Source organism: Tunturiibacter gelidiferens (genome assembly GCF_013410115.1).
In the GTDB taxonomy this organism is placed as follows: Bacteria; Acidobacteriota; Terriglobia; order Terriglobales; family Acidobacteriaceae; genus Edaphobacter; species Edaphobacter gelidiferens.
The window spans coordinates 690,858-716,440 of the sequence record NZ_JACCCV010000002.1; the positions used below are offsets into that span (position 1 = coordinate 690,858).

Here is a 25,583-nt window from a genome sequence, read left to right on the forward strand (position 1 = left end):
ACGATGTATTGTGCGAAATATCGGCTTGGTGAATGACTCGGGATTTATCAAAACAATTCTACTGGCTGGGAGATTTCTACGAAGGGCTCAGTCTTCGCCAATCGCAACTCTGTCTTCCGAATCATCTGCAACCACAAAGAATCCGGATCAGGATTGAATATTGTGGCGGTGTCTACCGGAAAAACGAACCACGCGCCCAATTGCACCTCGGTCCGCAATTGATCTTGCGTCCATCCGGCATATCCCAGGTAAACGTGAAAAACGTTAGGGTCAGGCCGGGCCGAAATTGTTTTTTCGAAGAGGCCTTTGTCGGAGATCAAATAAACACCACCGAAGATGTTCTCAGCTTTTTCAATCTTGGCCGAGGACTGAAAAAGTGCAAATGCAGCCGAAGGCTCCATAGGACCCCCGATATAGACCGGGTCGGAGCGGTCTTTCGCGGCATTGAGATCAAGAACTTGAGAAAGCGGCACATCGGTGCGCCGGTTGAGAATTAGTCCGACTACGCCATTTTCATCGTAGTGAACTAGCAGGATTACTGTTCCAGCGAAATGCGGGTCGCCGAGGCCGCGGCTCGCGACGAGCAACTTTCCAATACCTAAACCTTTGGGGTTCTTGAATTGAATCGGAAGAAATGACGCCGGCACCAATTCGCCTTTCCTGCGGAATGCCTTGAGCCATCGACTTAGCTTGTTTGCCGGCCAGCTGCCGTACCAAGGCAATGCCGCAGTGGCAGGCGCAGGAGCGCGCAACAACGTATTCGGCTTCGGCACATCAAATTCCGCCTTGTCAACGTTGACCCTTCCGGGCTCCGCCAAGGCAACGATCGCCAACAGCATTGCGAACAGCAACCCTTTACGCAGCGACATGATCGGGATCCTTCCCAGAGGAGATCCGATTTTTTCTGGAGATCCGACCCGAGATTTCTGTTCTCTCCCGTTTTCCGATCACTCCGGACCTCGAACCTTCTGCACGTCAGGACCTCAACGCAGGCCGTCATAGCCCTGCCCGAGCGCGTCGACAGCAATTCGCGGAAGCTTTCTATACTGTAGATCGTCATAATAGTACCGAACCGCAAGCTGCTCAGGATTAAGGCGCATGGGGCCGCAGACCTCACCTATTGAGGATAAAACCCGGATCGCGGGAGTGTTGTCGGCCAACCGGCATTACCGGAAAGGTAATGTCCGGTTGGGCGGCGATCCGGGAGGAATGGTGTTACGCCTTCGGAACATTGGCCTGCAAAAGAGGTTCTGTCCGAGTAGCCGACGATCCAGCGATAACTGATGAGAAGCGCGCTTGTCGTGACCTATTCCTTGGATCATCTCCGAATGGTCCGTTATTCAGAAGTCATCGCCGAGTCGCAGGGACAGCCAACATTCGAGCTGCCGATTACGAACGAAAGCAGCCATGCGTCGATCCGTGATGCACGAATCCCGCTTCAGGAATGCTTCCAGCTGAATCTCTTGGTCTGCCTTCTCGACTCTTATTCCGAAGTTTCACAGAGAGATGACAATTCTCTGACAATCGAGGTGTTCTGCAGCAGCACCCTTGTAGGCGACAGGCCAACCATTCAGTTCAGTAACTGAAAAACCGCCACCTGCTCTCTAAAGGAGAACCACCATGTCATTTCGCTCTGTCGTTCTGACCGCGTCTTTCGCACTCACATCGTTGTCCGTCCCTAACGCTGCCTTCGCACAATATAAGGTGACCAACCTGGTCTCGAACCAGGAGAGAGCGGCAAAGGTTACAGATCCCTTGTTGGTAAATGCCTGGGGACTCACTTATGCGCCCGGCGGACCTTATTGGATCAGCGATGCCAACTCAGGCTGGTCCACGCTCTATGACTCCAATGGGACCAAAGTACCCTTGGACGTGTTGATCCCCACAGCAGGCGGAGATGGGCCCGGTTCTCCTACCGGCATCGTCTTCAACAAATCGCCAGAGTTCCAGATCAAAGGCGCTCCGGCGGCCTTCCTGTTTGCCACCCTTGACGGCACCATCAGTGGCTGGGCCCCCAGCGTAAGTTTCAACGCAGCCCTCGTTGCCGTCACCACACCGGGCGCGTCCTATACCGGTTTAGCGATCACCAGCAAGCCTTCCGGCAACTATCTCTTTGCCGTCGACAATAAAAACAACAAGGTTGATATTTATGATGGCAACTTCAAACTCGTAACTTCGTTTACCGACCCGACTGTTCCTGCTGGTTTCGCACCGTTCGGCATTCAGGACTTCGGTGGTCTCGTCTACGTCTCATTCGCCAGCGCCTCAGGAGCTGCCGGTGGATACATTGACATCTTTGCCGAGAACGGAACGCTCCTGAAACAGCTGGCCAAGGGGAAGCCGCTCAATCAGCCATGGGGTTTCGCCATCGCGCCGAAGAACTTCGGACCATTCAGCAACACGCTGCTGGTCACGAACAATACCAATAGCGGGACCATCAACTCATTCAACGCAGTCACGGGCCAATTTGTTGGCACGCTGACCAACACCCTCGGCGAGGTCATCCACATCGACCAGCTCTGGGGAATTGAATTTGGGGATGGAACCGGCAAAAATGGTGCCACCAATCAGCTCTTTTTCACCGCTGGCCCGGACAATAATTTCACTGGACTGTTCGGGGTAATCGCCTTCGAGAAATAGAGAGCCTCGAGCACGAAAAGATGGTTGAAGCAAAGAGCGCACGAGTCTGCATTCAGGCTGAAGTGACATGCGATGCCCCGGGATTCTGGGGTATCGTTTTTGTTGGGAATGAATGTGTGCCGCGCAAAAGGAATCAGTAGTCCGCAAAACGGAAGTAGCGACACAGATCAATCCCTGCAAAGTCGGCTTGTGGGAAGGAAATCAGTAACTCCCGGATCACGGGCAAACAAGAAGTTATCGCGGCGGGAGTCCAACTTCCGGGTGGCTAGCGAAACGCTCACGATTCAACATGCCCGCTGTAAGTAAGTATGATCCACTGGGGTGATTCGATGGAGTTTTCACCGTTCGTGCGATATCGAACAATCAGACAGCTCGCCTTCATCTTCGGCGTGGGTATGATGCCAGGTGCTGTTCTCTGCGCTGACCAAACAACGAAGGATGCTAAGAGTGCGCAAGAGATTGGGTTCACTCTCGATCGCACCAAGCAGCCGACGCTTCGGCAACAATTGCTTAAGGGGACACCTCACGAAACGGAAATTCATGTACGCTAAGGCAAGCTGCAGCCTTCCTACGGTCGAGCGCAGCAGAGTAGTCAAAAATGTTGTTCGTTTTGATCTCGTCGGTATATCTTCGGCGTGTTAGTTCACCTTTGAGCTTTCGCCATGCAAGTTCGTCCCCGCGCGGTGTAGGACATGCGATCACGTATTGTATCGAAGAGGTATTTCGAGGTGGTCTCGGTGGCTTTCCTCCTGCTTGTTCTCGTGGCCGAGTTAGGATTTTTCGCGCGCCGGCAATCACAAACGATCGATGAGGCGGACCACATCTTCGCGGGTTATCGCTACTGGCAATGCGGCGATTTCGGCGTCAATCCCGAGCATCCACCCTTCGCGAAGCTCGTCGACACCCTCCCACTAGTTTTCGACCGGCCGAAAAATCCCGGCGCGCCTTGCGCATCATACAAGACGGGCCAATCCGCCGATTTCTTACACGGGCACGATTTTCTTTATTCGAACGACGCGGGAAAAATCCTGGCAGAGACTCGTTTCTTTGCTGCGTCGTTCACGCTCTTGCTGGCCGTGTTCGTCTTCGTTGCAGCGCGGAAGATGTTCGGCGGGGGCGCGGCGCTTCTCGCTTTGGTGCTGCTCGTATTTGAGCCGACAATTCTGGCGCACGGCGCGATCGTAACCACGGACTTGCCCGTGACCTGTTGGGCTTTCGTAGCCGTCTACGCCTTTTATCGCTACACTCAGCAGCCGACGCTGACACAGATGATTATCTGCGCTCTGGCTACGGGCCTGGCGCTCGCGGCGAAGCATTCCGGCATCCTGCTGCTTCCAACTCTTGCCATCTTAGCGATGGCGGACTTCTGGACGCGCCGGCGAACCCATGCCCCCGCAGGTTCCGGTGACCCTCGCAGCGAATGGAAGGAATTGCTGATTAGCCGTGCAGTGCCTCTTGCGGTAATTGTTGCCCTAGCCATCACCATTCTCTGGGGATTTTATCTCTTTCGCTACTCCGCGAGGCCTCCGGGTCACGAGATGTCGGATTCCATCTCCGCTTACATTCAGGATGCCATCCAGAACGGCGGCGTCCACAGCGTGTTGCTGTCAAAGGTAATTCCGCGGCTGACCTCGCTGCTGCCTGAGTCCTATCTCTACGGTATGGCCAACGTTACAATCGCCTCAGCTGGCGGCCGCCAGACGTTTCTTCTGGGCCATCTCTATCCCACGGGGCAGTGGTTCTACTTTCCGGTTGCATTTGTGATCAAGAGCACTCTGGGCTTTCTGCTACTGCTCCTCCTTGTAGTTGTTGCAGGTCCATATCTATGGCACGAGAAGAAGCGCGAGACACTTTTCCTTACGGTCCCGGCAGCTGTGTTTTTCAGTGTGAGCCTGACCTCGCGGCTCAATATCGGTATACGGCACATTCTGCCGATTTTTCCGTTCCTGATTGTGTTCGCCGCAGGTGCGGCGTGGCGGCTGGCTGGGCGCAAGCGTGCCTGGATGTATGTCGTGGTCGCCCTTGCGGCTCTTCATTGCGTTTCTTCACTAAAAGCGTTTCCTAATTATCTTTCCTACTCTAATGAAATCTGGGGAGGTCCGCAGGAAACGTATCGTTACCTGTCCGCCTCGAACGTGGACACCGGAGGCGGGCACATCGATGAAAGAAACTATCTTGCACGTAACCGAATCACCGATTGCTGGATTGCTTCCTTCGGCACAGCCGACCTGGATTACTACGACGTACCCTGCAAGTCATTTCCGGGCGCTTCTGCCTTTACGTCCAATCGATTTGCCATCGTTCCAAGCCCGGTGGAAGGGACTCTCTTAATTTCCACGTCGCAATTGTCTGGGATGATCTGGGGTCCTCCAGAGCTTAATCCCTATGGCCCACTGTGGCACGTAAAGCCGGTAGCCAACTTGGGTGGACATACCCTCATCTTTCAAGGCCGTTTCGATCTACCGCCGCTTTCCGCAGCGAGCCACTCTACCGAGGCGCAGGTCCTTGCGTCTCAGGGGCGTTTGGACGAAGCACTGGCGGAAGCCCGCACTGCGGTTGAGATGGCCCCACAAAGAATGCAATGCCATCTCACGCTGGCGCAGGTCTTGGCCAAGAGGAAACAGCTTCCCCAAGCGCGCGCCGAATACCGCGAAGCCATCCGTTTGGCGGAATTAGGAGAACCCGGCTACTACCGTATCCCCTTGTGGACCGCACGGAGTGAGCTCTCAGCGCTTGAGTCTCCGCGTTGATTGTCACGGATGAGAAAAGCTCCCCTTATCATCATCCGCACATAGATCTTGCCTAGCGCGGTAGAGTGTACCGATCTACCGCCAACTCTTGGATGGTCGGCAAACAAGGGGGCTCAAGCTCAAGAAGATACAAAGTTTCTATCCCCCTCGGAGGCATATAAAGCTGCTCTGTTGCCCCTCAATGCAGCCAGAGCCCAGCAAAACGATCTAACCGAGGCGGACAAGTTTGCACTAGGTGTTGGTATAGGCATGGCGTCTCGTGACTGCCTCGCACTTTCGGCGGATGTATCCGCCCTCACAACTAACGCCAAAGAACTGCTTTCTTTGGGCGAGTTGTGTCTCTTCGGGCAGCAGTTCGAACCGGCGCGTGCTTCTCTAACAAAATATCTTGTGCTTCCCGATGCATTAAATAAAAGACAAGCTCTGATCCTGCTTGTGCGCGCGCATCTCGGTCTAAACCAACCGGCTTCTGCAGCGGCAGAGATTAGGTCGCTTTTGAGTGACTATCCGTACGATGCGCAGATCCACTTTGCCATCAGTCAAGTGATCGATGCTGCTGAGGGCGTAGATGCCACATTCGACAAACTGGCTTTGCACCTGTGTGAGTCGCAAAGTGCCATCACACTTCCTCTCCTTGTCAGCGGAAAGGCGATTGAAGGCAAAGACGTAGGTGCCTCCTCAAGCGTTTTGTTCTCGGACGCGGTACGGTGCGCCGCCCTTTCAGAGAAGTCGGCCAAAGGCGCTACCCCAGCCGTCCTGCAAGTGCTAATCGAAGTTGCGCAGCAAAAGAGTTGGATGGGCACTGCGGATCTCGCGCCAATGCAGGCTGCTTTGGCTCGGCAAACGATGGTCGGATCAAAGGTGCCATTGAACTCGTTACATGGACACGCAATCAGTAAAAACACGCTTGTTCCTCGTACGGTCCGACTGGCAAACGGCACAGTGATCTTTCTTCCTTTCACCCTTTGGTCCCCAGGTGCGCCCAGTGTTGTGCGGGATCTGGCAAAATATTCTGCGCAACACCGGATCTATGCAATCACCTCCTGGAGCGCCAACACGGGACGGGAGGATATACCTTCAGACCAGATACGTGACGCTTTGCGTGAGTGGCAACGGACGCTGCCGCCGACTGTGTCCGTTCTGGTGGTACCTGAATCAGAATTGAACATCTTTCATGCCGATTCGTTTCCTGCTGGGATCGTAATTCGAGATGGTGTCGTGCGCTCCAATGCTGTTCTTCCACACAAGGTTCGGAAAGATTGCTGATTGGCGCGATTGCAAACCGTGTTGAGCGTATAGAGAAGCCCTAAGAAGAGTATCGAAGGGGTGTTCTTGCCGAGTGCGTGGGAGGATGGTTGACGTCATGAGAGTTCCAGGAAGATCCCTTCTAAAGGCGGCTTGCTCACACCTCGGCCACAATCCGCTTCTTATGGGTGCTTGCGTAGCTCTTCTGTTGTCCGCTGGGTCAACGGCCAGAACTCAAATTACGAATCAATCGAAGCCTCTGCCCCTAGGCACTCTCGTCGACGTAGGAGGCTATCGGGTGCATTTGTACTGCATCGGCGAAGGGAGCCCAACGGTGATGATCGTGGGCGCGGCTTTCTCCTTCGATTGGGGACTGGTTCAACCTGAAGTCGCGAAGTGGACGCGAGTGTGCACCTTCGATCCATCAGGGAACGCATGGAGCGACCCTTTCCAGACCCCAACATTGATTCCCTCGTCCCAGGCCTCCGATCGAACGCCTGCAGCAAAAGCGACACCGACATGCACGGATAGAGTCGACGAGATCCATAGGCTTCTTACAAAAATGCCTATCGACGGTCGTTATGTCCTCGTCGGGTTTTCCGTAGGCGCCCTTTGGGAGCGAATCTACACCGCCCGTTACCCCGACAATATCGCCGGGATGATCATCGTGGACCACGCATTTCTCTCCGGTGTCGGCAAAGACGTTCCGCCTCATGTTTCGCCTTCCCATGGTTCGTCACGTGGCTATAGTCCGCCGGTGCTTCTTTCCAAGGCACCTATCGTTCTGGGCTTTGAAGACGATTCAAACTTCAGCAAATTGCCGGCACGTGATCAGGAGCTTCATATGTGGGCTCTCTCTCAGCACCCGGTTCGGCCTGGTCCGGAGATGGCAGCTGATTGCTTCGCCCTTATAAACAAGGTGACAGGTGGACACCAATACCCTCTGGGAGATACGCCCCTATGGGTTATTAATACGTCAAACGACTGCCAGGATTACAGAGCATTCCAAAAGGATCTCTTGGCGTTGGCACGAACGAGTGAACAGATCATAGCGTGGAACAGCTCGCATATGGTTCCTATCGATGAGCCCGACTTGATCACAAGAGCGATCCGCGAAGCAATCGAACGGGAGCGAGAACGCGTAAGAACGTTCCAGAAACCCTGAATACGTCCCTGATTGTGTCCCAACGAAAATACCCTTGCCGGTTTGGGGATAAATCGGCCTGGCACTCAGTGAGCGTTCGTGAAAGCTCAGACTGAACGCGAATCCGGCTTTGTTGGCGGATTACGGGCAACCCGCACCTTACCGGTCGTATTCCGTTAGCCGACGGGTTAATTGACGAGTTGCCGACGATCTGACCGGAACCGGCGATTTGACCTTCAGCCCATCTGGATGAGTGCCTCGTCCTGTTAGCACAAGTCCACGAGCAGCAGATGAGGCATCGCTGGACACTGGCCGACATAGGGACTAATCCTTCACAATTCCTCTAGGTGCTTCCAGATTCGTCATGCGGCTCCGGCTAAAACCCCGGCGCGGCCGCGGGGCCGCCCAACGATAGATTCGCCTTTGGCGCGTTCTCGTCGCGTTGGGGCCAGATTACCCGGTATACGAAATGGCCGAAGATATGCGAACGAGGTTGCGGAGAGAAGATATCTCACAAAATCGACATTTTTGGAGATATCATGTCGGCAACGCATCGATAGTCCCCTATCGCGTTCCCTGAAGCAATATCCAGTCGCTACTCTAGTTCGTCTGGGGGGCCCATGCCACGAACCGATTTGCCCGAAGTTGATGAACTCCTGGCCAAGTGGGGCGCGGGAGACCGGGAGGCCCTTCGGGCACTCATACCGCTGATCTACGAGGAACTTCGCAGGGTTGCCCGCCAGCAACTGCGACGGGCCTTATCGCCGCATACGCTGCAAACCACGGCACTGGTTCACGAGGCCTACATGCGCCTCCATCATCAGTTCCGGGGCCAATTTCAGAACAAGTCGCATTTCATTGCCGTCTGTGCGTTGCTGATGCGCCAGATCCTGGTCGGCTACGAGCGGGAGAAGCGAGCGGCGAAGAGAGGCGGTGGCGTGAGGAATTGTACCCTCGAGGATGTTCATGCGGTCATGCAGGGCCGGCCCGTGGATCTGCTCGATCTGGACCGTGCATTGACCGAACTCTCTAATCTGGATGCGGAACAAGCCCGAATTGTGGAGCTGCGCTTCTTCGGCGGCTTTTCGATCGAAGAGACGGCCGAGGTAGTCGGTATTTCACCGGCAACAGTGAAGCGGCACTGGTCGACCGCGCGGGTCTGGCTGTACCAGCAACTTTGCGGAAAAGCCCACGCATGACTCCGGAACGCTGGCAGATGGTTCGCGGGGTCCTGGAAAGCGCCATGGAACTGCGTCCAGCGGACCGGGCTGCGTTTCTTGACCGCGAATGCGCCTCCGATCCGTCGCTGCGTGAGGACGTCGACGAGATGCTCTCCATCGAAGGCAAGCTCGATCCGAACTTTTTGGAGTCTCCGGCAGCACAGCAGGTCGCACTCCCCGGGTCGACTGCCCCGGGCAACACCATGCTGGAGGCGGGAACTCGACTCGGGCCGTACGAGGTTCAGGCTCTCCTGGGTGCCGGAGGCATGGGCGAGGTGTACCGCGGGCGAGATACACGGCTCAATCGCACCGTTGCCATCAAAGTGATCCCGCGTGCGTTGTCTTCCGATTCATTTCGCCAGCAGAGATTCGAGCGGGAGGCACGGGCGATCTCGGCTCTTCAGCATCCCAACATTTGCACGTTGCATGACGTCGGTCAACAGGACGGAACACCATTCCTTGTAATGGAGTATCTGGAAGGTCAGACGCTCGCGACGCGATTGCAGAAGGGCAGGCTTTCACTTGAGCTGACTCTCCGCTACGCGGCAGAGGTCGCCGATGCTCTTGAAGCCGCGCATCGGCGAGGCATTGTGCATCGCGACCTCAAACCGGCGAACGTCTTCGTCACGACCCACGGCGAATCGAAGGTACTGGACTTCGGACTAGCGAAACTGGACGAGTCGGGCCCCGAGTCGGATACGTCAGCCGAGACCGCAAGGGACCAGAAAATACTGTCAACGCCGGGCGTCGCGATGGGAACCGCGCCTTACATGTCGCCTGAACAGGCGAGGGGCGAAGACCTCGATGCACGGACAGATATTTTCTCCCTGGGTGCGGTGCTCTACGAGATGGCTACGGGAAAGATGGCGTTCCACGGCAAGACCACGACCCTGGTACACAAGGCCATTCTCGACGAAACACCACCTCCACCATCGAGGGTGGTTTCAGCTCTTCCGAAAGCCCTGGATCATGTCGTCAGCAAGGCGCTGGAGAAAGACCGCGATCTGCGCTACCAGAGCGCCGCCGACCTGCGCGCCGACCTGAACCGGCTCAAGCGCGACACTGGTTCGGGCAAAGTCGTGACGACAGACCCAACTCCAAAACCGGGTTCACAGGCAAAACGCAAAATGCTTTTGAGTTGGCTGCTGCCGGGCGCCGCCGTGCTCGTCAGCGTGGTCATCGCAGTCTGGTATATGCATCGCCCGCCTCCTCCGCCTCGAATCTCGGAATACACGCAAATGACGTTTGATGGTCACGGAAAGCGAGCGGGCGGGACCGACGGGATCAGACTGTACTATTCCCTGGACGAACAAGGCGGCATTCAGCAGATAGCTGTGTCAGGTGGAGTAAGCGAGCCGATCTCGGTTGAATTACAAAATGCCGTTCTATTGCCGGGCTGCCTCTCGCCGGATGGGTCCAGAATGCTTGCCTGGCCGTTTGGTGTATGGGACAAGAAGCCGACCAAATCGGTATCGATAGTTCGGGTACCCGGAGGCTCGGTTCGCTACCTGACAGACGCTGTAGCCGTGACCTGGTCGCCCGACGGAGAATCAGTGGGCTACTCTACGGCGGACGGCGATATAAACCTGATTCGAAGCGACGGAACAGGAGTTCGAACGCTGGCCCGCGTAGGTGGCAGCGGGATCGATGGACTCAGTTGGTCTCCCGACGGCAAAACGATGAGGTTTTTCAAGGACGGTCGGCCCTGGGAGATGTCGTCGAACGGCTCCAACCTTCATGAGTTGCTCCACAATTGGCGTCCCTCTTACGCGAGTTGTTGTGGTCAGTGGACCCCAGATGGCGAGTTCTTCATATTCATGGCTGGCGACCAGCCATCCGGCCACCAGATTTGGGCTCTCGACGATCGCCTGGGTCTGTTTCGCCAGCATCCCGCAGAGCCGGTCAAATTAACTTCAGGCCCACTTTATTGGGGAGATCCTCTTCCCAGCAGGGACGGAAAGAAGATCTTTGCGGATGGTTTCACTTTCCGCGGCGAACTTGTCCGGTTCGACTCGAAGTCCGGTAAGTTTGAGCCCTTCCTTAAGGGCATCTCAGCTCAGTTCGTTGACTTCTCCAAGGATGGCAAATCAGTTGTGTACGTTTCCTTCCCGGAAGGCGTCCTGTTGAGAGCTAACCTGGATGGCACCAAGCCGGTGCAACTCAGCAACCCTCCCATGTATCCCGTGCTGCCGCGCTGGTCGCCTGACGGCTCCCAAATCTTGTTTATGGCGGACACTCCAAGTGGCCAGTCTGAAGCTTATATCGTCTCTTCTTCCGGCGGCACACCCCGGCTCCTCCTCCCCGAGGATAAGGGAGCGCAGGATGCTCCGAATTGGTCACCGGATGGACGGAGAATCGCATTCTCACGTGGGCCGGATAGGAATGTTCCAGGCATGATATACATCCTCGACCTCGCCACCCATCATGTGAGCACACTACCCGGATCGGAGGGGTTCTCCGCTCCACAGTGGTCTCCAGACGGTCGCTTCATCGAGGTACAGGCGGACGACGCGCTCGGCCTGAAGATCTTTGATCTCGTGACGCAGCAAGCTTGGGTGCTGCAAATCGGTAGGGAAGCGATCTGGCACGTCTGGTCAAGGGATAGCCGATTCATCTTTTTTGTGAGCCTGCATGGCAATCCAGGCGTGTTTCGAATCCCTTTGAAGGGTGGAATGCCGGAACTAGTAATTGACCTGAAAGATTTCCGCTATGCAAGGGGCCCTTGGATGGCGCTTGACACGACAGATGCGCCTCTGATGCTTCGATACTCGGGGACCGACGATATTTATGCGCTCACTCTGGAGAAGAAATGAATACATCGGAATCATTCGCCGAAGTGAAATCACTCGCTCAATGAGTCGCCAAACTCAGAAATGTATCTGCCTTCCATAATCCCGGTACGCAAGCTGTGTAGGTAAGTGGTTACGTAATGCATGCCAGATCGGGACATGAGCGCCCGCTATGGCCTTAGCCAATCTGCGGCTGGGTGCTCGTTAAGGACTTCTGACTCCGCTAGTCTCTCTCCTGGATTGGTCGGTAGCCTTTACTGAGTCCGCTTTGTCCTCCTTGGTTGCAAGCCCGAAAAGATCGGGCACCGCTGAGCCGAATTCTCTCGGAATTTCCTTTTACTTAGTGAGAGCGCGGCTTCCTGTAACCTGCGGATCAATCGACCACAGCCCACAGGCTAAGGTGCTGCGAGAACAGTCGGAAGACCGAGTGCTAGGCCGATTCCAGCGCCGGATTCCGTTTGCTTCCAAGTCTCTTTCGAGGAGGATGTCACCATGTTCGGAAAATCACTCTCAGGAAAAAACCTGCTATCGAATGGCTTGTGCCTGTTCATCGCGTTAGCAATGACAGGTGTTCTAACGTCCAAAGGCGTCCTGGCGGCGACTCCCGCGGCTGATGAAGACGATCAAACCAGACATGTCTTCTATACTATTGCTTCTCCTCCTGGAGTGAGGGAAATGTGGGCGATTGAAGTGACCGGCGGGAAGATCACCACGACCGACATTGGACCAATCAAAACGGGCTGCGCCACGCTGGCGATGTCGCCCTCTGGGACACCACTCAGCATGTGCGGCAAACTTTTTGGGACCCAGCAGCTCACCAGTTTCGATAAGAAAACCGGACTGGCCACGCTGTTCGGTGTTCCCGTTCCCGGGCTCGCCGTCATGGCCATGGCTTTCGGTCCCGATGGGACTCTATACGCGGTTGGAGGTTGTTACCCGAACGGTGACCCGAACGATCTGAACACCGACTGCTCCGGCTCAGACCCAAATTTCAACTCGCTGTATAGGGTCAATAAGTTTACCGGGGACTTTACCCGCATCGGTCCAACGGGCGCTCCTCAATACTTTATGGGCCTAGCATTCGATCGTCACGGGAACCTGTACGGTGTGACGACCACTCTCAACCCTTCTTATGTTCCTGCGATCCTGTATCGCATCAATCCCGAAACCGGCGCAGCCACGAAGATCGTTAATCTGGTGGGAAGTAACACCGTGATGGGGTTGGCTTTCGCCCGGGACGGCAAATTGTATGCGACCGACTTCACTGGTGCCTCCGGTCTTTATGTGATCGATCCCAAAACAGGTTTTGAGAGTGCGGTCGCCGCCATGCCCTTTGGTCTTTCCACCGGTCTCGTGTTGGCGGACCCACTTCCCCAGCCGGAAGATCGTAACTGACAAGTGGCTTGGCACAGCGGCAGCGTGCGTTCTCTTCGTCCGACTTTCGAGCGTGAACGCTGCGGCAAAGGTCATTACCGCCAGCGCCAGAATTACCAGACGTTGCGGAGTGAAGCCCCGGTAGAACGCGTACACGCTGGGAGACGGACCGGGCTCCACTCCAACCTGCGTCTCTTCCTCTGGTTGCAAGCTCCACAAAAAAAGATTGCGCCACGCTTAGCCGAATTATTTTGGAATTCCTATTACTCAGCAAGAGCGCGCGGCTTCCGGTGATCGCGACTTCAACACGCAACACCGTAGCAGCCGAGTCTCACGCCAGGAAGGCGCGCGCCATATGACGGAGGAAATGAGGAGACAATCATGACGAGACTATTGGCATCCTGCGCGTTAGCTGCAATCACGTTTGCTGTGGTGCCAACCGAATAGCGCTCTAACTGATTTTAGCCAACTGAACAGCGGCCACGGTATTAGTCACGATAGACGGAGTTCGCTTCAGCGAACCTCAGGTTCCGGCGGCACCGGGTCTCGACGAGTGGTAAATCGCCAACGCACTCAGGGAACACTGCGGGCCGAGAAATTTCAGGACTTCGGAGTTCTGGGCGGATCACGGGCAACCCGCACCTTACTCTCGTCAGTGGGGGCTGCTGCAGCCGTGCCTGCGTCTGTCTTGACTGCCGCTCGGAAACTCAAATATTCGTGGATCCTGCGGCGTTTGTGGGGAGTAATTCTGACAATCACGCGTAGCCGGCTAACAATGAGGGCTTTGGCCTTGTATTCGATATTCCTTTTGTTCTGGAAGCGGCCCTACGCTTAGGTGAAGATGTCTCTCGGTCCACAGCGCGCATCTCCTGAAGACTGGAGGCCAGCGTCTTCGAAGACAGTGAGACGAGCATGGCCGTCTCCGCATCTGAGGCAAGCTCTGCAAAAAGTCGACCATGTGGGTACCGACAATGCAACGGTGAGGAATATCTGCGGCAACAAGCGGACGTTTATTCACGCTTCGTTTCCGGCGTGATCCGCACTGATCTGTGAAGCAGATACACCACGAAGAATTGGAGGACGGCGATAAAGAGCGGCCCAGCGCATTTCCCAAGATCATGCTCAAACAGACCGATTCCGGCATCCAGCAATTGCATGGCGCCGGCGAGCGCACCTAGGATCAGCAACGCAGAAGTCGCCTGCTTGTAGATCGCCCCCAATGCGAACAAGGCCAGGGGAATTGTGCGCGCCGCCGCGTACATCGCCAATATCAACGACGCCTGCGTTGGAACGTATCCCGCAGGGACCAGGTATTGCGGACGGATGATCCCCACGATGGAAAAGCAGCTCGCGACCAGGACATTGATTGCCGTGACCACCGGAGCTAGCCGAATCGTCTTTATTGTTGTCATTGATTCCTCTGAGTAAGCTCGTCCGAGTGTAGTTGGGTTGATTTGACAACTTGTGTTCGCACTACGCCTGCGCGTAGTGCGAACCTCGCGCCAATTGCGGGAGCGGGATACCTGTTATGTTTCCCCCATCAATTGTCGTCAGACTGTGAGAACTACCCTCCCGAAGGGGCGGCCTTCAACGAGATAACGCAGAGCCTCAGTAGCTTCGGCCAGAGGGAACGTCTTAGCCACGATCGGTTTGATCGCACCCGATCTAAGCAGAGAGGCAGTAGATTTCCAGGCGTCAGCAACGATCGCCTGCGGCTGAGAGAACATATTGAAACCCCGGATGCTGGTCTGCGACACAATGAGACTTGTCACGTCAATGGTGGTCTTGCGGCTTGCGGAATACCCCAGCGTTATGAGGCTTCCTCCCGGCGCAAGCGCTTTGACGGCTTCGCTCAACACATCGCCGCCGATCCCGTCGATGATGATGTCTGCGCCGTAGCCGTCTGTGATACGACGTACGCCGTCAGTTAACTTTTCCACGGAGGTATCGATTACCTCATTGAATCCGAGTGCCTTCGCCTGCTCGGCTTTCGCATGATTGGTCGTGCTCGATATAGCGTGCTTTGCTCCAAGAGCGCGGGCCAATTGCGTTACAGCGTTGCCGACCGATCCCCCGATCGCTGGTGCCAGAACAGTCTTGCCGCAACGAAACCCTGCCAGAGAAAGAGCCACTTGAGCTGTGAGATATGCGACTGGAATGCCAGCAGCACTCACGTCATCGACATTGTCAGGAATCAAGCAGAGGTCTTCCTTCCGTACAGCAATCCACTCGCAATAGGTCCCATCTTCAAAAGCGCCATAGGTGCCCCAGAACATCACACGCGAGCCAGTGGGAAAATCCGCTCCGCCTCCCTCCTCCACCACGCCCGCTCCTTCGTTGCCCAAGATGAGCGGCCTCTCCGGGATGTGAAAATCGCCGACGAGAATCGTATGATCGAGCGGCGTGACACCTGCAGCAGTGATTCGCACGAGTACCTTCCCGTCGGTGACCGTTGGTTTTGGAAGCTCTACGAGCTTCAACGCTTCATAACCGCTAAATTGCTCTGCTCTCATTGCACGCATTTTGGTTCTCCCTTTTCCCGTCACTCCTGACCTGCGTCGCTAGGTCGCAACTCCGGAGATTATTAGTGTCGATCGAGACCACCAGCAGATCCCGAATAGCTTGAGTCCTTGGCCTTCGTCTAGCACTGTGGATTATTGCTATAATCCTCATTACCGGATTAGATTCGTAATCCTGATTCGGTCGCAGATTATTTTCGGTGAGGTTCAGATGGGTTATTCCCAGGCGCAAAAGGAGAAGACGCATAAGCGCATCGTTGCCATTGCCTCAAAGAGATTCCGTGAAAAGGGCCTTGCGGGATTTGGAATTGCGGAGTTGATGAAGGAAGCGGGCCTGACGGTAGGCGGCTTCTATAAGCACTTCGACTCTCGTGACGAACTCGTGGCGGAGGCACTCGGCGATGCATTCGGTGTCTGGCAGCGACAAAAGGAAGTTGGCGCATCCAGCGGGCAGCCGCTCTCCTTCGAGAAGCTTATCGACGATTATGTGAGCGATGCGCACCGCAAGAATCCCGGTGCAGGCTGTGCCTTCAGTGCATTGGCCCCGGAAATCGCTCGCAGCGATAAGCGGACTCGTGCGCTCACCTCTGATCAAGTCGAGGCCGATCTTGATTTGCTTGTCGGGTTGCTGCCAGGTAGGGATAAGCGCGCGGCAAGATCGAAGGCGATCCTGACGTTCAGCGCTCTTGTCGGAGCGATGTCGCTGGCCCACGCCGTATCGGATGAGGCGCTTTCGCACGAAATCCTGAAGACGGTGGCCAACCTTCTAAAGCATCCCTCCTGAACGTGACAAGGCAAGGTATTCGGTGCAGCGTGCGTTGATCAGACTTGCCCTCTGCCGCCATCGACGAACAGCTCGATACCCGTGACGAAACTGGAATCATCGGACGCCAGAAAAAGCGCGGCTTTAGCAATTTCATCGGGTCGTCCCATGCGTCCCATGGGGATGGTGGACACGATTCGTGCAATTGCGTCTGCAGGTTGCCCATCGATAACCGGCGTATCGGTCGGTCCTGGACTAATGACGTTGGAACGAATATGACGGTCCTTTAGATCCGAGGTCCAGGTTCGGACGAAAGAACGGAGAGCTGCCTTCGTTGCGCCATAAACGCCGAAGGCGGCCGTGCCTTTCACGCTCGCGACTGAGCCGTTGAGAATAATCGAACCACCATCGTTCATCAGCGGTAACGATTTCTGCACAGTGAATAGCGTTCCCTTGACGTTGATGTCGAAGAGCTTGTCAAAATGCTCTTCAGTGATTTTGCCGAGTGGAGCAAATTCAGCGACGCCGGCATTCGCGAAGACGACATCGATCCTTCCCTTGGCCGCGACAGCCTCATAGAGACGATCAAGGTCCGTTAGTTTGGCAATGTCTCCCTGAACGCCAGTGACATTGCTGCCAATTGCTTTCACTGCCTCGTCGAGTTCTTTATGGCGGCGGCCTGTTATGAAGACATAGGCGCCCTCTTTTACAAAGAGCTTCGCCGTAGCCAACCCGATCCCGGTTGTGCCACCAGTAATCACTGCTATTTTTCCTTGCAGCTTCTTATGTCCGCTCATCAGCAGGCGTCCTCTGTCTCCGTTGCTCTCAGTTGTCCCCGAAATGTGAATGCCGAACACTTACGAAGGGAATGTGTCCCCAAACATGGGAAGGCCGCTGACGGACTCTGCCTGTGTGGCTTCGTCTTGCAATACATCCCAGTGCTCGGCCAAGAGACCGTCTTCGAATCGGACAACGTCGGCGGCAATCCAGGCTGCGGGCCTCCCCATCCCGGTGAAACGGCCGTGCGCGATGACATAGTCTCCTTCTGCGACGATGAGTTGGTTTTCATAGCGCAGCGTATCTGGGGTCGCGCGGACAAGAGTAAAAAGCCCTTCGCGTCCCGGAGCGATGTGCGCGCTGTGCTGAATGTACTTCGGTGACCAGAAGCGTTCAGCTGCGGCGTAGTCGCGTTTATTGAAGAGAGTATCGAAGGCTTCGAGAACGATCGCCTTGTTTTGTTCGGGTGTTGTCTTTGGCATGTTCAGCTCCGTGTGAGTTCTGATGGCTGGTAGGTTGGGTAGTCGGAATAGCCACGCGGCCCCGAGCCGTAGACTGTGTCCCAATCAACCTCAGCGAGAGGGACGTTCTCTACAAACCTCTCAACCAGGTCGGGATTTGCGATGTAGGGACGGCCAAACGCGATCAGGTCGGCCAATCCTTCTGAGATAAGCCGGTTCCCGCGCTCGCGATCCATATTCACGTTGGCGATCAACGTCCCGTTATAGAGAGGGCGGAAATGCTGGAACATACCATCCCCGGCCAACTTTTCGAGTGGAGTTCCGGAGAAGTCGGTGGTATTGCCCATGAGCAACAAGTGCGAAAGATTGTAGGTACTCAGCTTCCGAATTGCATATTCGGTGACGGGCAGAGTTTCGGCGTTGGCCTGAAATGCACCGCCTTCGTGCATCGGGCTGATCTTGACTCCAACCTGTTGTGCATCGACCTCACCCAGGACCGACTCAACGACCTCGAAGAGAAAGCGCGAACGATTTTCCAGGCGCCCGCCATACTCGTCTTGACGCAGGTTGGTGGTGGCATTTAGAAACTGTGAGATCAAATAGAGATAGTTGGCGAGGATCTGGACACCATCGAAGCCGGCTTCCATCGCGTTTCGAGCAGCTCGCCCGAAGTCCGCAACCGTGACTTGAATCTCCTGCTTTGTCAGGGGCCGCGGTGTTACCGTAGGCTTCCTTCCGGTCCGCGTGACCGAGATCTGGCCTGGATCGACGTTGGATGCGGACACGGGCTGCGCGCCGTCCCGTAATTCCGGATGCGAGATTGCGCCGGTGTGCCAAAGTTGCGCAATGATGCGACCACCGGTCGCATGGACGGCCTTCGTGACGCGTCGCCATCCGCGGACCTGCTCTTCCGTCCACAGTCCCGGCGTATCGGCCCAGCCAAATCCTTCCGGGCTAATCGCGGTGGCCTCGGCGATGATTACTCCGGCTGAAGCACGCTGCGCGTAATAACCCGCCTGCAACGCAGTAGGCACATGATCGTGTGATTGCGCGCGCATCCGAGTAAGAGGGGCCATGACGATGCGGTTAGGAAGATCCAGGTCTCCCATCCGATATGCTGTAAAAAGCGGCTGATTCGACATCACATGAACTCCGGCATCGGGCTTATTCGACCTTGCGTACGGTTTAGAACCGTTTAGTTCTATACGATGACGATGGGGCGGCGAGGATGCAGAGATATTGAACTATTTGGTTCGTTATCAGATAATACTGCTATGGGACGTCCAAAGCGCTTTAGCCGGGAAGTGCTGGAGAAGGCGATGCCCGTCTTCTGGAAGCATGGGTTTGCGGACACGAGTCTCCAGGAACTGGAACAAGCCACAGGCGTGAACAAGTCAGGGCTGTATACCGAGTTTCGAGACAAGGAAGATTTGTTTGTAGCGTGTCTTCAGCACTACCTTGACACCCAGGAGAAGAGGGGGCTTCTTACCACTCAACCTTTTGGCTGGAACAACGTCGAGACGTTCCTCAAGCAGGGTCCCTACAACAAGGGAGACCAGCAGGGCTGCTTTTCCGTCAACTCTATGCGGGAACTCGCCATCCTACCCGGTCAAACCGGCGAGATGATGGCGGAAGCTCGAACACTGCTGCAGCGCCTTCTCGCTATGAATATCAAGCCGAAAAAACCAGGATGGCTCCATCCGCAATTGCGGAGATGGTGCTGTCCTTCTTTTCCGGATTATGCATCGAGCGCAACTTGAAATCCGGCAAAGTCTCGTCGACCCGCAAAATCGAGAACTTTATGGCAGCCCTTCGTACCCTCTAATCAAGCAATGAGTTCCCTGAAATCAGCTCGCGCCTTACGATATGACTTCGATTGCGTCGACACGCGAGGGATAAAACGCCAGATGCTCTTTAATGTCGGCGACTGCTTCGTAAGGCTTTTCGTAGGTCCAAACGGCATATTCTGACTTCGCTCCACCACTGGGAATGCTGTAGTACGTGCAATCACCTTTATACGGACAATAGGTGTAGTGCGTTGTCCGAGCGAGAAGCGACATGTCCGCATCGTTGCGCGGCAGGTAGTAGACGGGTGGGTACCCCTTCTCCTCCAGCAGAAGTGCTCGTGTCGATTCAGCGACGATCTTTCCGGCAACCGTTATACGGACCTTGCCCTCAGTAAGAGAAATTGTGATGGGATGGTCAGGCCCGGGAATCTTGACATCTTTACCTTTGCTCGACTTGGTATCCATTGCGCTCCTCACGTTGCCGGTTAAAGCTTCGAACCACCATCCACGGGAATACTGGCACCGGTGATCCAGCGCGCCGCATCGGACGCCACAAAGGCGACGACATCGGCGACATCCTCGGGTTTACCGAGCCGCTTCAGCGCCTGCATCCCCAGCGCAGCCTCGCGTCCCACTTCGGTCTTGGTGAAATTCGACATATCCGTGTCGATGACCCCTGGAGCGACAGCATTTACACGAATGCCGCCCGGCCCGAGAATAGCAGCCCAGTTCTTGACCAGAGTCTCCAGGGCCCCTTTGGTCGCGGCATAGGCAAGAATGGAAGGATTTTCCAACCCAGGCTTACCGACCACTGTACGGGCTACAGCAGAAGAGATAACAACGATGTTCGAACCCTCGCCTAGAACGGACAGGAGTTGCTGAACCACGAAGAACGGACCTCGGACGTTTGTCGCAAAGAGGTTGTCAAAATCCTCTATCGTGTGATCCTCGATGCGGGCAAGCTTGCTGATTCCGGCGTTGAGTACAAGCACATCTAGTCGATCGCCGATGATGGAGCGCACCTGTTTGGTGAGAGACGAAGCACCGTCCGGAGTTCCCAGATCCGCTGAGATAGCATCTGCGCGGCCGCCCTTAGCTTGAATCGCGGCCACGAGAGACTCTGCTTCCTGTTTTGAGCGGCTGTAGTGAACCAGGATGTGTGCCCCAGCCTCAGCAAGCGTCAGTGCTGTCGCGCGCCCAATTCCTCTCGATGCGCCCGTCACGAGCGCCGTTTTGTTTTGAAGTGTAGTCATTGTTCTCTTTGGCTATGCAGGTGCCTCACGAGTGCACCCTCAGTTGAAAGTGAGCACCAGATATGCGAGGTGACATATCTGGTCGCGTCTGGCCTGAATGCAGGTGCTGATTTAGGCATTCATTCCGCCATCAACGGTCAGATTTGCACCGGTGATGTAAGAGGATTCAGGACCGGCGACGAACGCCACCATTGCGGCGATCTCCTCAACGTTCCCATAGCGGTCGAGTGCTGTGGCGGCCTTCTGCGGTACCGCCCAATCACCCGAGGCAGGATTCAAATCCGTATCGATCGGACCCGGCTGCACGTTGTTGACCGTGATGCCCCGGCTGCCGACCTCTCTGGACAGCGCTTGAGTGAACATTTTGACGGCTCCCTTTGTGGCCGCGTAGGGCACAAGACCGGGTGCAGCGGCACGCTCGCCCACGCACGAACCGACGTTGATGATTCGGCCACCGTCACCCAAGTGCTTAAGCGCCGCCTGAGTCGCGGCGAATACACCACGGATGTTGATGTTGATCACGAGGTCCATCTCTTCCAGAGTCGCCTCTTCGAACGATTTCGGAATGGCCATGCCAGCGTTGTTCACAAGTACGTCCAACCGGCCGAAGGTCGCGACGGTCTTTTCGACCGCGGCTTTGACCGCTTCGACTTTAACAGCGTCTGCTTGGATCGCGACGGCCTTTCCACCGCCGAGCTCAATCGCCTTGACTACAGCCGCGGCCGCACCAGCGTCCTTGGCGTACGTGAAGGCTACGTTTGCTCCATCTGCAGCCAGACGTTTCGCAATTGCTGCGCCAATACCCCTGGAACCGCCGGTAACAAGTGCCACTTTGTTAGCTAACTTAGACATGGATCTCCTTCGTTTTCTGAAAATGTTTGATCGGTTCGCTGATCAACTGACCGCCAGCGCATCCTGCTGCCAGACATTCATCTGATGTGTGAGTTCTGAATCAGATTTGGCAGCATCAGGAATACCGACTATTCCTGAAAGGAATGGGAAACTGGTGCGATGTGGGAGAGTGACCCCCCGCATCTTCTAACGCACCGCGAAAGCGCAATCTACGGGATGATTCGTAGTTCCCGAAGCTTCGTCAGTTGTCGTCTGAAACTTTCATGCGTGTCGATGCAATCAGCGAAGCCGGCTTTGCGAATCTTGATTGTGCTTAGGGTTACCTCTTCGCCGAAGTTGAGCATCCAGTCCACGAAGTGCCAGTTCGCGATCTGCTCGTACGGCGTTGCATGCAGTCCATAGCGAGCTACTATCGAATCCCACAACGAACCCTTCTCACTCATCTCCGAACCTGTAGACAGAGCAAGAGGCTCTGCCACGGGAAGATCATAAAAAAACGCCAACTCGTTCCAAAGCTGCCGCCAACGGTAGAGGTCCCCGTTGGACACATTGAAGATCTCGTTACGTGCCTTGTCTTCGTCGAGCGCCCACAGGGTGGCCCGTCCAAACAACTCTGCATCGGTGGTTTCTTGAAGTGTGTTCCATCCTTCGCGGCGGCCTGGAAACCGCAACGGAATTCCAAGTTCGCGGCTCATCGCAGCATAGGTAGCTAGGCTCGTGACAAGATTCATCGGCGAATTTAAGCTCGGCCCCATCACGAGATGCGGGCGCAAGACCGTCCAGGTCGCTCCATTCTTGCTGGACCAAGCGGCAACGATGTCCTCCTGTTGGTGATAGTGGATCGGTGCGATAAGACGGGGTTCAGTTTCTTTTGCGGGAGCGTTGAACGAGCCTAGACTGAATCCATAAGATTTGGCCCCGCCCGCCAGAACGATGTGTTTGAGAGGGATATTCCGCGCCGCAAGGGCTTCAAGTGTGTTTGTCAGCATCCTGGCATTGGGTGCTACGGTTTCGGCCATCGTCGGCTTCTCAACATAGGCCGCGTAAACCAGATCGGTCACGGTATCCAGATTCGAGAAAGCCTTGATCGTGCTGTCACGATCCATAAGGTCGACGCTAATGTGGCGGGGTGGGATTTGGGCGCGATATGTCGGCGCAGGCCGGCGCGCTGCTGTAGTGATACGCCAGACCGGGTTAGCGGCAACAGCGTCGATCACTCCTGTTCCAAGCACGCCATATGGACCAACGAGCAGGATTTCACGGTCCGAAGCTGACTCTTTAGAGGTCGGGGTCATCGAGGTTTCCTTCCATGTCGTGTTGAGTGGTATTAAGCGACGCTCATCTGATGTGCCATTCCTGCAAGAAGATATGGTGCTTCGAGGAATTCAAGCAATTCCAGATGGGAATACTCACTCAAGACGTGAATCCTTCTCTAGCAAAATACAATCCATTCCACAGAGGAATAGGGAGGCTGTATGGACCGATTGGATGCGATGCAAGCGTTCGTCCGAGTGATTGAGAAAGGGAGCTTCTCCGCAGTTGCGAAAGAACGTGGAATTGGTCAGCCTGCTGTTAGCAAACAGATTTCCTCCCTTGAAGAGGAACTCGGCACCGAGTTGATTCACCGCACTTCTCGTTCCATTGCTCTGACTGAGGCAGGCCGCGACTTTTACGAGTCAGCCTTGCGCATTCTCGACGATTTTGAAAACGCGACTTCGCGAATTGGTCGAGGCCAGACCGCCCCGAAAGGCCTCATTCGAGTAGCCGTTCCTCCCACATTCGCCCGCCTCCATATGGTGTCAAAGCTGCCTGCATTTTTTACTGCCTACCCTGATATAGCGATCGAGATGTCCACATCGGAAAGTCCCGCAACAATCATCGAAGACGGATTCGACTTGGCAATCCACTCCGGTGACCTCCCGGACTCCACCCTGGTTGCGCGAAGACTGGGGCAGACGATGACCGTTCTCGTCGCGACCCCCCAGTACCTCGCACGTTACGGAGCACCGGAATCACCTGAGGATCTTAGCCGCTTTCGATCCGTCGTCTTTGTCGAACGAGGTTCCATACAGCCGTGGAGCTTTGGCTCTGGACAAGATGTGAAGCGTGTTGTCCCCACAGGAGTCTTTAGAACCGACGATATTGAACAGATGAGGATGGGTGTCCTTGAGCATTTAGGTATTGCTCAGGCGCCGGCATGGCTCTTCGCTGCAGAGCTCAGAGAAGGTACAGTTGTACGTCTTCTCACTCCGTTTGAACGGACAGTGCCGATCCTTGCTGTGCGGCCGGCGAGCCGCAGGATGTCTGCCAAAGTTCGCATCTTCATAGAGCACCTAGAGAAGACTTTTGCACTTTGTTTCCAGTTCAATCCACGACCCAACTAGTACTGTGACGGGATCTTCGGCCATCAAGACAAGGAACTGCAACTCAACTCCGCGGGTGATGACGAATCATTACTTCCGAGAAGAGCGTTTTACAGGACTAATATTCCAACGTTGCTCAATGAGTGCGTTGGCCTGTGACGGTCGGGTTGACCGGCTGCGAAGGCGCGCCGAAAATGGCATACTGGTTGGCACTATGGGGAGGCGCCTGGTACCTTCGCAGAGCTTTGGGTCTGGCTGGCTATGGTGGGTATGGCTAGGTTTACTGGGTGCGGGTTGCGGATGGGCTCAGCAGACTTCGCCCGCGAACGACGCACCCATAACGACGCTGCATCTGTATACGAACCTGGCGCAGGTTCCGACACTTGTGTTGACGAAGAGGCACAAGGAGATGACGCCGGTGCCGCCTGCGCAATTTCGGCTGAGCCTTGACTCGGGACCGGCGGTTCCACCGACTTATGTGCGGATGGAGGGCGACGACCCGATCTCGATGGCGATCCTGATCGACACGATGGTACCGAAGAGCGAATTGCTGCCCCTAGTGCAAGAAGCGGTGACGGGGTTAGCGCGTGGGTCCCTGGGCCCGCAAGACCGGTATCCATCTATGCGATGGGCTGCGACCTCACCCTTGTAGCCGACCAGATTACGCCAGATGCGAAGTCTCTGGAGAACGCGATGAACACTGCGATGGCGGCGTGGGCGATCCGGCAGAGGACGGGTTCAGGCGTTACGGTTTCAAATGCACATTCCAGGGCTTGCAAGCCCCTTTGGGATGCACTGTCGTATGTGACCGAGAAACTCCATCAACAGCCGGGGCGGAGAGTGCTCGTCACAATCTCTGATGGGGCGGACTCGGGAAGCAACAAGGCAACGTGGTGGACGGTGCAGGAGCGTGGGCAGATAGAGTCGGTGGCCATCTTCGGGGTGCTGACGACCGGGAGCGCGGACCCAGAGGACCCGTTCGACATTATTTGTGAACTGACGGGCGGCGTGGAGCTGTTTGCGACCAAACGGACACTGGACCAGACGCTTCAAGAGCTGGTAACCATGGTGCGCCACCGGTACATCCTGGAGTTTCCGCGAAGCGACGATTTCAAGCCGGGGCATCACAGTATCGCAGGGTCCATTTTGAATGGTAAGGCGTATATCCGAACGACGGGAGTGACCTTCCCGGTCGCGAACCCGAAGGTGCTTGCCGACCCGACTACGCTGCACCCGGAGGTGGAGGCTCCGAAGCCGGGCTCGCGGAGGGTATTGCCGCCACCTCCGAACTAGGCGGTAGGCATGCAACAACCCGGCACCGTCGTCAGCATCGGCTTGTCGGACAAGATGAGTGCTGCCAACCCTTCTCGTTATGGATTTTTCAATAGTGTGATGGATCGCCAATGGACTCAGCGACACCTGATAAGTAACGATAGGTCGGCTTTTGGGAAGTAGTAACCTGATTCCTTGAAAACGGCGTTATGACAAACTTCGACCTTGAACTTGCCGCAAACACTGGTGGTCTCAATGGGTCGACGGCGACTCGAAGGAGTTGCCTGAATCTTGGCTGTTGTCTCGCTTCGTGACCGGACCTCAACAGCCTTCGGTCGGGTCACCATATCGTGTCTTCTCCCCTCCCCTAACAA

Annotated in this window: 22 protein-coding genes; 12 read left to right on the forward strand and 10 right to left on the reverse strand. The window is 55.6% G+C overall.

Annotation, left to right across the window (positions count from 1 at the left end; translation table 11 throughout):
• Nucleotides 1-47: 47 nt before the first annotated feature.
• Nucleotides 48-869 carry a YqgE/AlgH family protein gene (locus tag HDF12_RS14945; RefSeq protein ID WP_179584631.1) on the reverse strand — a complete coding sequence of 274 codons (822 nt, stop codon included), beginning with the start codon at nt 867-869 and terminating at the stop codon, nt 48-50.
• A 751-nt stretch (nt 870-1,620) separates the two neighbouring features.
• On the opposite strand from HDF12_RS14945, the gene HDF12_RS14950 reads away from it, so the two are divergent.
• The 7 genes from HDF12_RS14950 to HDF12_RS14980 all read left to right on the forward strand — a co-directional run bounded on the left by HDF12_RS14950 (nt 1,621) and on the right by HDF12_RS14980 (nt 13,183).
• Nucleotides 1,621-2,640 carry a TIGR03118 family protein gene (locus tag HDF12_RS14950; protein ID WP_179584632.1) on the forward strand — a complete coding sequence of 340 codons (1,020 nt, stop codon included), beginning with the start codon at nt 1,621-1,623 and terminating at the stop codon, nt 2,638-2,640.
• A gap of 692 nt (nt 2,641-3,332) precedes the next feature.
• Entirely contained in the window at nt 3,333-5,390 is a 2,058-nt protein-coding gene (locus HDF12_RS14955; protein ID WP_179584634.1) for a tetratricopeptide repeat protein, read from the forward strand.
• A 171-nt stretch (nt 5,391-5,561) separates the two neighbouring features.
• A complete protein-coding gene (locus tag HDF12_RS14960; RefSeq protein ID WP_179584636.1) occupies nt 5,562-6,656 on the forward strand; it encodes a hypothetical protein in 1,095 nt (364 codons plus the stop codon).
• A gap of 313 nt (nt 6,657-6,969) precedes the next feature.
• Entirely contained in the window at nt 6,970-7,800 is an 831-nt protein-coding gene (locus HDF12_RS14965) for an alpha/beta fold hydrolase (RefSeq protein ID WP_179584638.1), read from the forward strand.
• A 599-nt stretch (nt 7,801-8,399) separates the two neighbouring features.
• Nucleotides 8,400-8,978, forward strand: coding sequence for a sigma-70 family RNA polymerase sigma factor (locus tag HDF12_RS14970; RefSeq protein ID WP_179584640.1), 579 nt, complete (start codon nt 8,400-8,402; stop codon nt 8,976-8,978).
• Between the two features lie 44 nt (nt 8,979-9,022).
• A complete protein-coding gene (locus tag HDF12_RS14975; RefSeq protein ID WP_179584642.1) occupies nt 9,023-11,812 on the forward strand; it encodes a protein kinase domain-containing protein in 2,790 nt (929 codons plus the stop codon).
• 468 nt (nt 11,813-12,280) lie between these two features.
• Complete coding sequence (locus HDF12_RS14980; protein ID WP_179584644.1) at nt 12,281-13,183, forward strand: Vgb family protein; 903 nt, start codon at nt 12,281-12,283, stop codon at nt 13,181-13,183.
• A 989-nt stretch (nt 13,184-14,172) separates the two neighbouring features.
• Here the strand turns inward: HDF12_RS14980 and HDF12_RS14985 are convergent.
• Both HDF12_RS14985 and HDF12_RS14990 read right to left on the reverse strand, forming a co-directional pair.
• Nucleotides 14,173-14,574 carry a hypothetical protein gene (locus HDF12_RS14985; protein ID WP_179584646.1) on the reverse strand — a complete coding sequence of 134 codons (402 nt, stop codon included), beginning with the start codon at nt 14,572-14,574 and terminating at the stop codon, nt 14,173-14,175.
• A gap of 138 nt (nt 14,575-14,712) precedes the next feature.
• Nucleotides 14,713-15,684 carry a quinone oxidoreductase family protein gene (locus HDF12_RS14990; protein WP_179584648.1) on the reverse strand — a complete coding sequence of 324 codons (972 nt, stop codon included), beginning with the start codon at nt 15,682-15,684 and terminating at the stop codon, nt 14,713-14,715.
• Between the two features lie 208 nt (nt 15,685-15,892).
• On the opposite strand from HDF12_RS14990, the gene HDF12_RS14995 reads away from it, so the two are divergent.
• Nucleotides 15,893-16,465: a TetR/AcrR family transcriptional regulator gene (locus tag HDF12_RS14995; protein ID WP_179584650.1), complete on the forward strand. Its 573-nt coding sequence runs from the start codon at nt 15,893-15,895 to the stop codon at nt 16,463-16,465.
• 38 nt (nt 16,466-16,503) lie between these two features.
• On the opposite strand, the gene HDF12_RS15000 is transcribed toward HDF12_RS14995, so the two are convergent.
• Genes HDF12_RS15000 through HDF12_RS15010 form a run of 3 tightly spaced genes read right to left on the reverse strand, consistent with a single transcriptional unit; the run spans nt 16,504 to nt 18,824 of the window.
• The gene (locus HDF12_RS15000; protein WP_179584652.1) at nt 16,504-17,241 is read right to left on the reverse strand and encodes an SDR family oxidoreductase; all 738 of its coding nucleotides are present in this window, start codon (nt 17,239-17,241) and stop codon (nt 16,504-16,506) included.
• 60 nt (nt 17,242-17,301) lie between these two features.
• Nucleotides 17,302-17,703, reverse strand: a complete 402-nt coding sequence (locus HDF12_RS15005; RefSeq protein ID WP_179584654.1) for a nuclear transport factor 2 family protein — start codon at nt 17,701-17,703, stop codon at nt 17,302-17,304.
• Nucleotides 17,704-17,705: 2 nt separating this feature from the next.
• The gene (locus HDF12_RS15010; protein WP_179584656.1) at nt 17,706-18,824 is read right to left on the reverse strand and encodes an alkene reductase; all 1,119 of its coding nucleotides are present in this window, start codon (nt 18,822-18,824) and stop codon (nt 17,706-17,708) included.
• A gap of 132 nt (nt 18,825-18,956) precedes the next feature.
• Here HDF12_RS15010 and HDF12_RS15015 point away from each other — a divergent pair, with 132 nt between their 5' ends.
• Nucleotides 18,957-19,442, forward strand: a complete 486-nt coding sequence (locus tag HDF12_RS15015; protein ID WP_257025683.1) for a TetR/AcrR family transcriptional regulator — start codon at nt 18,957-18,959, stop codon at nt 19,440-19,442.
• A 99-nt stretch (nt 19,443-19,541) separates the two neighbouring features.
• Here the strand turns inward: HDF12_RS15015 and HDF12_RS15020 are convergent, their stop codons facing one another.
• The 4 genes from HDF12_RS15020 to HDF12_RS15035 all read right to left on the reverse strand — a co-directional run bounded on the left by HDF12_RS15020 (nt 19,542) and on the right by HDF12_RS15035 (nt 22,869).
• Nucleotides 19,542-19,934 (reverse strand): DUF427 domain-containing protein, encoded by a 393-nt coding sequence (locus tag HDF12_RS15020; protein WP_179584658.1) that lies wholly within the window; start codon nt 19,932-19,934, stop codon nt 19,542-19,544.
• Between the two features lie 20 nt (nt 19,935-19,954).
• On the reverse strand, nt 19,955-20,722 hold the full coding sequence (locus HDF12_RS15025) for an SDR family NAD(P)-dependent oxidoreductase (protein ID WP_179584660.1): 768 nt from the start codon (nt 20,720-20,722) through the stop codon (nt 19,955-19,957).
• Between the two features lie 111 nt (nt 20,723-20,833).
• Nucleotides 20,834-21,574, reverse strand: a complete 741-nt coding sequence (locus tag HDF12_RS15030; RefSeq protein WP_179584662.1) for a 3-oxoacyl-ACP reductase family protein — start codon at nt 21,572-21,574, stop codon at nt 20,834-20,836.
• A gap of 209 nt (nt 21,575-21,783) precedes the next feature.
• A complete protein-coding gene (locus HDF12_RS15035; RefSeq protein ID WP_179584664.1) occupies nt 21,784-22,869 on the reverse strand; it encodes an SDR family oxidoreductase in 1,086 nt (361 codons plus the stop codon).
• A gap of 180 nt (nt 22,870-23,049) precedes the next feature.
• Here HDF12_RS15035 and HDF12_RS15040 point away from each other — a divergent pair, with 180 nt between their 5' ends.
• The 3 genes from HDF12_RS15040 to HDF12_RS15050 all read left to right on the forward strand — a co-directional run bounded on the left by HDF12_RS15040 (nt 23,050) and on the right by HDF12_RS15050 (nt 25,230).
• Nucleotides 23,050-23,958 carry a LysR family transcriptional regulator gene (locus tag HDF12_RS15040; protein ID WP_179584666.1) on the forward strand — a complete coding sequence of 303 codons (909 nt, stop codon included), beginning with the start codon at nt 23,050-23,052 and terminating at the stop codon, nt 23,956-23,958.
• 193 nt (nt 23,959-24,151) lie between these two features.
• Nucleotides 24,152-24,589 carry a vWA domain-containing protein gene (locus HDF12_RS15045; protein WP_179584668.1) on the forward strand — a complete coding sequence of 146 codons (438 nt, stop codon included), beginning with the start codon at nt 24,152-24,154 and terminating at the stop codon, nt 24,587-24,589.
• 41 nt (nt 24,590-24,630) lie between these two features.
• Nucleotides 24,631-25,230 (forward strand): vWA domain-containing protein, encoded by a 600-nt coding sequence (locus HDF12_RS15050; RefSeq protein ID WP_179584670.1) that lies wholly within the window; start codon nt 24,631-24,633, stop codon nt 25,228-25,230.
• The last annotated feature ends 353 nt before the right edge of the window (nt 25,231-25,583 follow it).

Bases quoted from the DNA above. Each gene is read 5' to 3' on its own strand.
- HDF12_RS14945 (WP_179584631.1), bottom strand. From the start codon at position 869: ATGTCGCTGCGTAAAGGGTTGCTGTTCGCAATGCTGTTGGCGATCGTT.
- HDF12_RS14950 (WP_179584632.1), top strand. From the start codon at position 1,621: ATGTCATTTCGCTCTGTCGTTCTGACCGCGTCTTTCGCACTCACATCG.
- HDF12_RS14955 (WP_179584634.1), top strand. From the start codon at position 3,333: ATGCGATCACGTATTGTATCGAAGAGGTATTTCGAGGTGGTCTCGGTG.
- HDF12_RS14970 (WP_179584640.1), top strand. From the start codon at position 8,400: ATGCCACGAACCGATTTGCCCGAAGTTGATGAACTCCTGGCCAAGTGG.
- HDF12_RS14975 (WP_179584642.1), top strand. From the start codon at position 9,023: ATGGAACTGCGTCCAGCGGACCGGGCTGCGTTTCTTGACCGCGAATGC.
- HDF12_RS14980 (WP_179584644.1), top strand. From the start codon at position 12,281: ATGTTCGGAAAATCACTCTCAGGAAAAAACCTGCTATCGAATGGCTTG.
- HDF12_RS14985 (WP_179584646.1), bottom strand. From the start codon at position 14,574: ATGACAACAATAAAGACGATTCGGCTAGCTCCGGTGGTCACGGCAATC.
- HDF12_RS14990 (WP_179584648.1), bottom strand. From the start codon at position 15,684: ATGCGTGCAATGAGAGCAGAGCAATTTAGCGGTTATGAAGCGTTGAAG.
- HDF12_RS14995 (WP_179584650.1), top strand. From the start codon at position 15,893: ATGGGTTATTCCCAGGCGCAAAAGGAGAAGACGCATAAGCGCATCGTT.
- HDF12_RS15000 (WP_179584652.1), bottom strand. From the start codon at position 17,241: ATGAGCGGACATAAGAAGCTGCAAGGAAAAATAGCAGTGATTACTGGT.
- HDF12_RS15005 (WP_179584654.1), bottom strand. From the start codon at position 17,703: ATGCCAAAGACAACACCCGAACAAAACAAGGCGATCGTTCTCGAAGCC.
- HDF12_RS15010 (WP_179584656.1), bottom strand. From the start codon at position 18,824: ATGTCGAATCAGCCGCTTTTTACAGCATATCGGATGGGAGACCTGGAT.
- HDF12_RS15015 (WP_257025683.1), top strand. From the start codon at position 18,957: ATGGGACGTCCAAAGCGCTTTAGCCGGGAAGTGCTGGAGAAGGCGATG.
- HDF12_RS15020 (WP_179584658.1), bottom strand. From the start codon at position 19,934: ATGGATACCAAGTCGAGCAAAGGTAAAGATGTCAAGATTCCCGGGCCT.
- HDF12_RS15025 (WP_179584660.1), bottom strand. From the start codon at position 20,722: ATGACTACACTTCAAAACAAAACGGCGCTCGTGACGGGCGCATCGAGA.
- HDF12_RS15030 (WP_179584662.1), bottom strand. From the start codon at position 21,574: ATGTCTAAGTTAGCTAACAAAGTGGCACTTGTTACCGGCGGTTCCAGG.
- HDF12_RS15035 (WP_179584664.1), bottom strand. From the start codon at position 22,869: ATGACCCCGACCTCTAAAGAGTCAGCTTCGGACCGTGAAATCCTGCTC.
- HDF12_RS15040 (WP_179584666.1), top strand. From the start codon at position 23,050: ATGGACCGATTGGATGCGATGCAAGCGTTCGTCCGAGTGATTGAGAAA.
- HDF12_RS15045 (WP_179584668.1), top strand. From the start codon at position 24,152: ATGGGGAGGCGCCTGGTACCTTCGCAGAGCTTTGGGTCTGGCTGGCTA.
- HDF12_RS15050 (WP_179584670.1), top strand. From the start codon at position 24,631: ATGAACACTGCGATGGCGGCGTGGGCGATCCGGCAGAGGACGGGTTCA.